Source organism: Streptomyces sp. NPDC046303 (genome assembly GCF_055588085.1).
Map to the genome: position 1 here is coordinate 208367 of NZ_JBVJFA010000011.1, position 7777 is coordinate 216143.

At 73.8% G+C, this 7777-nt stretch carries 4 protein-coding genes; 3 read left to right on the plus strand and 1 reads right to left on the minus strand.

Features of this window, described 5'->3' with window-relative positions:
• The first annotated feature begins 394 nt into the window (after positions 1 to 394).
• Complete coding sequence (locus tag ACZ6I1_RS14735; protein WP_469287045.1) at positions 395 to 2893, plus strand: PIG-L family deacetylase; 2499 nt, start codon at positions 395 to 397, stop codon at positions 2891 to 2893.
• A 291-nt stretch (positions 2894 to 3184) separates the two neighbouring features.
• Positions 3185 to 5239, plus strand: a complete 2055-nt coding sequence (locus ACZ6I1_RS14740) for a PIG-L family deacetylase (RefSeq protein ID WP_469287047.1) — start codon at positions 3185 to 3187, stop codon at positions 5237 to 5239.
• Positions 5240 to 5261: 22 nt separating this feature from the next.
• Here the strand turns inward: ACZ6I1_RS14740 and ACZ6I1_RS14745 are convergent, their stop codons facing one another.
• Positions 5262 to 6083 (minus strand): helix-turn-helix transcriptional regulator, encoded by an 822-nt coding sequence (locus ACZ6I1_RS14745; RefSeq protein ID WP_469287074.1) that lies wholly within the window; start codon positions 6081 to 6083, stop codon positions 5262 to 5264.
• Between the two features lie 141 nt (positions 6084 to 6224).
• Between ACZ6I1_RS14745 and ACZ6I1_RS14750 the strand changes: the two genes are divergently transcribed.
• Positions 6225 to 7643 carry an MFS transporter gene (locus ACZ6I1_RS14750; protein WP_469287049.1) on the plus strand — a complete coding sequence of 473 codons (1419 nt, stop codon included), beginning with the start codon at positions 6225 to 6227 and terminating at the stop codon, positions 7641 to 7643.
• The last annotated feature ends 134 nt before the right edge of the window (positions 7644 to 7777 follow it).

The window sequence follows — 7777 nt, forward strand, 5'->3', positions numbered from 1 at the left end:
CGCGTGGCACCCGGCCCACCCCACCGAGGCTGCGCCCGCGACCGCATGGCACCCGTCCCACCCGACCGAGGCCGTGCCGGCTCCGCCCGCAGCCGCATGGCACCCGGCCCACGCGCCCGAGGCCCCGCCCGCGGCCTCATGGCACCCGGCCCACCCCACCGAGGCTGCGCCCGCGACCGCATGGCACCCGTCCCACCCGACCGAGGCCGTGCCGACTCCGCCCGCAGCCGCACAACAACCGGCCCACGCGCCCGAGGCTGCGCCCGCGACCGCATGGCACCCGGCCAGCCCGACCGAGGCTCCGCCGACTTCGCCCGCGGCCACTGCTCACCCCGCCCCCACGGCCGAGGCCCCGCAGCCGGATGTCCGGCGCGGTGGCCGCAAGTCCGCGCGGATGGCTCGCGAAGCCGAACGTACCGGCGGCCGGGCCACGCACACGAAGGCCCCCGCCGCACCGGAGACCAAGCACGGCCGCCGCCGCACCGGGTCCCCCAACCCGGCCGGAGCCCCCGCCCCAGCTGGCTCGCCCGCCTCATCGGAAACGCACGGCCGCCGCCGCAGCGGGTCCCCCAACCCGGCCGGAGCCCCCGCCCCCGCTGGCTCGCCCACCTCATCGGAAACGCACGGCCGCCGCCGCACCGGGTCCCCCAACCCGGCCGGAGCTCCCGCCCCCACTGGTTCGCCCGGCGCGGGCTCGCCCGCCACCGCCCCCGCCGCGCCGGAAGGCAGACGCGGCCGCCGCCAGGCGAGGACCCGCGCCCCCGGCTCGGCCCGCGGCACGGCAACGGCCCCCGCCAAGCCCTCCTCCCCCACCCGGCCGGAGGCCCTCGTCAAGGTCGTCGCCGTCTGCGCGGCCGCCGCCGCCGGCAGCATGCTCATGTTCCGCGGCAGCGAGGCCCTCGAGCGACTGGCCACCCCCGTGGTCCCCGACAGCAGGGCCACCGCCCCCGCGGCCCCCGCCGACGCGCCGGACCCGGGCCGGGTGCTCCAGATCATCGCGCATCCCGATGACGATCTTTACTTCATGAATCCGGACCTGCGCTATTCCATATCCGCCGGACTGCCCGTCACCTCCGTCTACCTGACCTCCGGTGAAGCCGACGGCATCAACGCCCGCTCCGCCAAGCAGGCCGGCACCGCGCCCAACAAGCCCGCCTACGCCGAGGCCCGCCAGAACGGCATCCGCGCCGCCTACGCCAAGATGGCCACCGGCGACCGCGGCAGCGCCTGGAAGCGCACCGTCGTCCCGACCAAGGGCGGCGGCCACGCCGAGGTCGACGTCCTCGTCGCCAAGCCCCAGGTCCACCTGGTCTGGCTGCAGCTGCGCGAGGCCGGCAACGTCTACGCCGACGTCCCCGACAGCCTGCACGGCCTGTGGGACGGCAAGGTCCCCCGCCTGGGGTCGATGCTCGCCTCCGGAACCCCCGTCAAGCAGGGGTTCACGTACACGAAGGAGCAGGTCGTCCAGACCCTGGTCGGCATCCTGGAGCAGTACAAGCCGACCACCGTCCGCTCCCAGGACCCCACCCCCGGCCGGCACCCCGACACCAAGCGCTACACCGACCACCAGGACCACTTCTACGGCGCCCGCTTCGTGCAACTGGCCACCGCCGCGTACGCGAAGGACGTCAAGGACCGCCCGCACTTCGTGCTGCAGAACTACCTCGGCTACTTCAACGGCTCCCTGCCCAGCGCCCTGGACCCGGACGAGGCCAAGGAGAAGCTGGACATCCTGGACACCTATGCCTGGCTCGACCAGCAGAACCACTGCGGCAGCGACGCCGGCTGCGGCGACCTCAAGGTCGCCGACCACCCGGCGGGCAACCGCTGGTCGGACTCCATCAACTACGCCCGCGGCACCAGCACCTCCTGGCTGGCCTCCGACGCGGAGCACGGGCTGTGGGCCTTCAAGGTGCTCGACGGCCAGGTCGCCGTCTGGCACCGGCCGGGCCCGATCGGCCGCTGGAGCGGCCCGAACCTGCTGCCCGGCACCGGCATGGACCCGGGTGTGTCCACCGTTACCCTGCGGGACGGCCGGATCGCCGCCTTCGGCACCCGCACCTCCTTCGGCGCGAAGCCCGCGGACTACCGGCGCGAGGTCGTGTACGCGGTCCAGAAGACCCCCGGCTCCGAGGAGTTCGGCGCGTGGCAGTCGCTCGGCACTCCGGAGGCCGCCGACGAGAACTGGACCTCCGACATCAGCGCCCCGGCCGTCTCGGTCGACGGCACCGGGCAGCTGGCCGCGTACGTGCGCGACGGCGCGTACACCCTGCGCGGCAGGGTGCAGCAGGCGGACGGCAGCTGGGGCCCGTGGGAGAAGTACGGCGGCTCCGACCTGCACGGCACCCCGGCCACCGCGACCGACGGCGCCGGGCGGCGCATGGTGTTCTCGGCGACCTCCAAGACGGTGGTGGGCTGGGTGCAGCCGAAGCCGGGCGCGCCCCTGGGCCCGGTCACCGCCACCGGGCTGCCGGAGACCACGCTCCCGGTGACCGCGGCGGGCCGCGAGGGCGGGGTGCGGCTGTGGTTCCGCAAGCCCGGCTCCGGCAACGTCCGTACCGCCCTCATGACGGGTGACGGCGAGTTGAAAGTGAACAATCTCACCGACCTCGGCGGCCTCAAGGGCTTCGGCTCGGTGACGGCGAGCGGGCACGTCCTGGCGGGCCGGGCGGCGGGCGGACAGCTGGGTTCGGACGTCGGATGGGGCCGGCCGTGGGAGCGGTCGCCGCTGATGTTCGTCGGCGCCCCGTCCTCGACGATGACGGGAAAGAACCTGGTCAGCCTGGCCGTGGTGGGGCTCGACGCACGGCTGTACGTGACCTCGTCGGCAGACGCGCCGGACGCTCACCTGGCGCCGTGGCAGCCGGTGGGCCCGCGCAACACGGGCCCCTAGCGCGCCCCGCACCCCACCGACCATCCGGACATAAGCGGCAAGTCTCGTAAAACGCAGCAATCGGCGACTAACACCCCACATGGGTGCGCCGGTTGATCCAAGGCGCGGACGAACAGCGTCCACATCTCGGTCACATATCCGGATCAAAATCTCCACAGGGCACAATCACGTCCGGTCATTTCCGGAAAGCAGGAGTCATCGCCGAAACCGGTGAACCAAGTTCCCCGTAATGGCCTCTCTCTGACTGCTCAGCGGTTTTCCCGCCCGGACGATCGACCCTAGGCGTGCCCGATGCCCATGACCCGCCGCCGCTTCGCGGCTCTGCTCGGTGTGCTCACCGCCGGTACCACCGGTGTGCTCGCCGTCGCCTCCGGCCAGCAGACATCGGCCGAGGCCACCCAGGAGAAGAGCGCCGCCTCCCTCCTGCCCGCGAGCGTCACGGCCGGGTCGGTCGTCCAGGTCGTCGCGCACCCCGATGACGACCTGTTCTTCATGAACCCCGACCTCAGCCGCTCGCTGCTGACCGGGGTCCCCGTCACCACCGCCTACCTCACCTCCGGCGAGGCCGACGGCCGCAACGAGGCCCGCGGCGCGAGCGTCCGGGACCCGGAGCAGCCCGCCGACCGCACCCACTACGCGGAGGCCCGGCAGAACGGCATCCGCTCCGCCTACGCGCAGATGGCCACCGGCGACCGGACCAGCGCGTGGAAGCGCACCGTCATACCCACCGCGGGCGGCGGCCAGGCCGAGCTCGACATCCTCATGGCCAAGCCGCACGTGAACCTGGTCTGGTTCCAGCTGCGCGAGGCCCGCAGCACCGCCGCCGACAACCCGGACAGCCTGCGCGGCCTGTGGAACGGGCGAATACCGGCGCTGGGCGCCCAGCTGACCTCCGGCACCCCGGTCAAGCAGCAGTTCACGTACACGAAGGACCAGCTGATACAGGCGATAGCCGGCGTCCTGGCGCGCTACAAGCCGACGACGATACGCATGCAGGACCCGACGCCGGGCCGGTACGGGGAGACCGGCCGGTACACCGACCACCAGGACCACATGTACGGCGCACGCTTCGTGCAGGCCGCGTCGGCCGCCTACGCCGCGCAGTACACGGACCGCCCGCGGTTCTCGGTCCAGAGCTACCTCGGCTACCACAACAGCACCCTCCCGCACGCGCTGGACCCGCAGACCGCCGAGACGAAGACCGGCTTCCTGCGGACGTACGCCTGGCAGGACCGCAAGGACTACTGCGGGTCCCCCTCCGGCTGCGGGGACCGCAAGGTCGCGGGCAACCCGACCGGCCGCAACTGGGCCCAGTCGCTGCGCTACACCCGCGCCGACCACACCTCCTGGCTGGTCGAGGGCACGCCCGGCAGGCTCTGGGCGTTCGCCACGCTGGACGGGCAGACCGCGTACTGGACGCGGACCCCCGGCGGCGACTGGGCGGGCCCGTCCCTCCTCCCGGGCACCGGCATCGACCCGGGGGCGACCACCGCCCGCCTGCCGGACGGGCGGATCGCGGTCCTCGCCACCCGCACCCTGTTCGGCGCACGGCCCGAGGACTACCGGCGCGAGGTCGTGTACGCCGTCCAGTCCGCGCCCGACGGGCCGTTCGGGCCCTGGCAGTCGCTCGGCACCCCCGAGCGGGCCGACGAGGACGGCACCTCGTCGATCAGCGCACCGGCCGCCGCCGTGGACGCGGAGGGCCGGCTCACCGTCTACCTGCGCGACTCCCGCCGCACCCTGCGCGCCACCGCCCAGCAGCCGGACGGCGGCTTCTCCCCCTGGCGGCGGCTGGGCGGCGAGGACCTGCAGAGCGACCCGGTCACGGCCGTCGACTCCGCCGGGCGCCGCCACGTGTACGCGACCACCACGAACTCCGTGCTGGCCTGGACCCAGGCCGCCCCGGGCGCCCCCCTGGTCGGACCGCAGCCGACGGGCCTGCCCGCCACGACGGTCCCGCTGTCGGCGGTCCCGGACGGCGCGGGCGTCCGGCTGTACTTCCGCCGCCCGGACTCGGGAGTCGTGCGCTCCGCCCTGGTCACGGCGGGCCCGGACAAGCCCCAGGTCTCCAGCGTCTCCGAGGCGGGCGGCCGGGCCGGTTACGGCGCGGTCGGCGTCGCGGGCCGCCACCTCTCGGGCCGCGCGGACAGCGGCACCATCGGCACGACGGGCCTGGGCGGCCCGCCCGCCTGGACGGAGTCCGGGATGCTGTACGCGGGCGCCCCGGCGGCCGTGGTCGAACCGGCGGGCTCGACGATGGCGGTCGTGGGCCTGGACGCGCAGCTCCACACGACCACGGCGGCCGCGGCCCCCGGCCGGCCCACGTGGCGCCGCGCGGTGCGCTGACCGGCCCGGACGTACGTCGTCGTCAGCCGGCGAGGGGGTACATCGACCCCCGCCGGCCCTCCGGCGAGGTCAGCCACTCCAGCTTCTCCGCCGTCTCGGTGCCCGGCAGCGGCGTGTGCAGCACGATGGCCAGGTCGGGGCGGGCCGGGACGCGCAGCTGCGTGGACTCCACGGACAGCCTGCCGACGACCGGATGCTCCACCTGCTTCTGGAGCTGCCCGCCGGGCTCGACGTCCCGCCGCTCCCACAAGCCGGCGAACTCCGCGCTCAGCTCGCACGCCTCCTCGACCACGGCCCGGAACCCCTCGTCGTGGGGGTGTTCCGAGCAGGCCGCCCGGAACTGGGCCACCACCTGGCAGGCGACCTGCTCCCACTGCGGGGAGCGGGCCCGGTAGATGGGGTCGGTGAAGAAGGCGATCAGGCAGTTCTGCACGATCTCCGGGCGCATGCCGAAGACCAGCGCGGCCGCGTCGTTGTACATCACCGTGTTCCAGTACCGGTCCATGATGTGCGCGGGGAACGGCATCCACGCGTCGATCAGCCGGCGCAGGCCCTGACACATGTCCCGGTGGCCGGGGGCGACTTCGAGGGCGGGCGGATTGAGCCCGGCGAGTACGTACAGGTGCCGCCGTTCGGCGCTGGTGAGCTTCAGCACCCGGCCCACCGCGTCCAGTACCTGCGCGGACACCGTGATGTCGCGGCCCTGTTCCAGCCACTGGTACCAGGACGCCCCGACTCCGGCGAGCACCGCGACCTCTTCCCGGCGCAGGCCGGGGGTGCGGCGGCGGGCGCCGCCGTCCGGCAGGCCCGCCTCGGCCGGGGTGACGCGGGCCCGTCTGCTCATGAGGAACTCGCGCAGTTCGGCCCGGCGGTGCTCGTCGGACGGTGTGGCCACGAAATCCCCCTGGTCGGCTGCCTGGTAGTACTGCCACCAGGATAAGTTCCCACTCTGCACGGGCATTCCCGGGCCGCGAGGGTGATGGCCATGGCGATCAACACACAGCTTCCCGGGGATCCCGGGACCACCACCACCCAGCTGTCGGGCCGGGCCCGACTGGTCCTCTTCGTACTCTGCGCCGCCCAGTTCATGGTGGCGCTCGACTTCTCCGTACTCAACGTGGCACTGCCGGCGCTCGGCGAGGACCTGGGGCTGAGCCGGTCCGGCCTCCAGTGGGCGGTCACAGCGTTCGCGCTGCCGTCCGGCGGCTTCCTGCTCCTGTTCGGCCGGATCGCGGACCTGTTCGGCCGCAAGAAGCTGTTCCTGACCGGCCTCGCGGTCTTCGGCGCGGCCTCGCTGCTCGCCACCGTCGCCTGGGACCCGGCGTCCTTCCTGGCCGGGCGGGCGCTGCAGGGCCTGGGCGCGGCGGTCATCGTGCCGACCGGGATGTCCCTGCTGACCACGACCTTCCCGGAGGGCCCGCTGCGCGACAAGGCGCTCGGCATCTCCGGCACCCTGCTCTCCCTCGGCTTCACCGTGGGCATGCTGCTCGGCGGTGTCATGACCGACACCCTGGGCTGGCGCTCCACCATGGGCCTGCTCGCGGTCGCCTCGGTGGTCGTGCTGCTCCTCGCGCCGGGGCTGCTGCCGGAGTCGCGTACGCCCGAGCGGCCGCGGCTGGACGTGCCCGGCGCGGTCACCGTCACCGGCGGTCTGCTCGCGCTGATCTACGCCCTGTCGACGGCGGCCCAGCGCGGCTTCGGCGGCGCGGACGTGTGGGGCACGCTGCTCGCCGGACTCGCCCTGCTCTCCGCGTTCGTGGTGGTGGAGTCCAAGTCCCCGGCCCCGCTGGTCTCCTTGCCGATGCTGGGGCGGCGTACGGTCGCCTGGGGCAATGTGGGCGGCCTGGTGACGTTCTCGATGATGTCGACGGTCATCTTCGTCCTCACCCTCTACCTCCAGGACACGCTCGGCCTGTCGTCCTTCCGCACCGGCCTGGTGTTCGGCATCCAGGGCGTGGCCTCCGTGGTGGCCGGTTCGTACGCCCCGCGGGTCATCGGCCGCTTCGGCGCCCGCCGCACGCTGGTCGCCTCGCTGGCCGGCCAGGGCGTACTGACCGCCGCGCTGCTCGGTGCGGGCGCGGACTCGGGCGCCGTGGCGGCGACCGTGGCCGTCTCGCTGGCCAGCATGTGCCACCTCGGCGCGATCGTCTCGTACGGCCTGGTGGTGACGAGCGGCGTGCCCGACGGGGAACAGGGCCTGGCGACCGGCCTGGTCACCACCACCCAGCAGGTCGGCCTGACCATCGGCATCCCGCTCCTCGGCGTACTGGCGACGACCCAGGCCGCGCTCTTCGACGGGGTCCGCACGGTCCTCGCGATCGACGCGGCGATCGTCCTCGCAACGGCCCTCCTGGTGGCGGCGGGGCTGCGCCGCCGCGCCGGCCACATCACCGGGGCGGCATGAGCAAGGCGGGCCCTCGACGCGGCGGGCGGCGTCACGACCGCGCAGCGCCGGCGAAACGGCCCCGGGGGGGGGGGGGGGGGGGAAAAAAAAAAAAAAAAAAAACACCCCCCCCAAGAAAACACACTCCACTCCCC

Excerpts from the sequence above, each read along its gene's own strand:
- ACZ6I1_RS14750 (WP_469287049.1), top strand. The coding sequence starts at position 6,225 with ATGGCGATCAACACACAGCTTCCCGGGGATCCCGGGACCACCACCACC.
- ACZ6I1_RS14740 (WP_469287047.1), top strand. The coding sequence starts at position 3,185 with ATGCCCATGACCCGCCGCCGCTTCGCGGCTCTGCTCGGTGTGCTCACC.
- ACZ6I1_RS14745 (WP_469287074.1), bottom strand. The coding sequence starts at position 6,083 with ATGAGCAGACGGGCCCGCGTCACCCCGGCCGAGGCGGGCCTGCCGGAC.
- ACZ6I1_RS14735 (WP_469287045.1), top strand. The coding sequence starts at position 395 with ATGGCTCGCGAAGCCGAACGTACCGGCGGCCGGGCCACGCACACGAAG.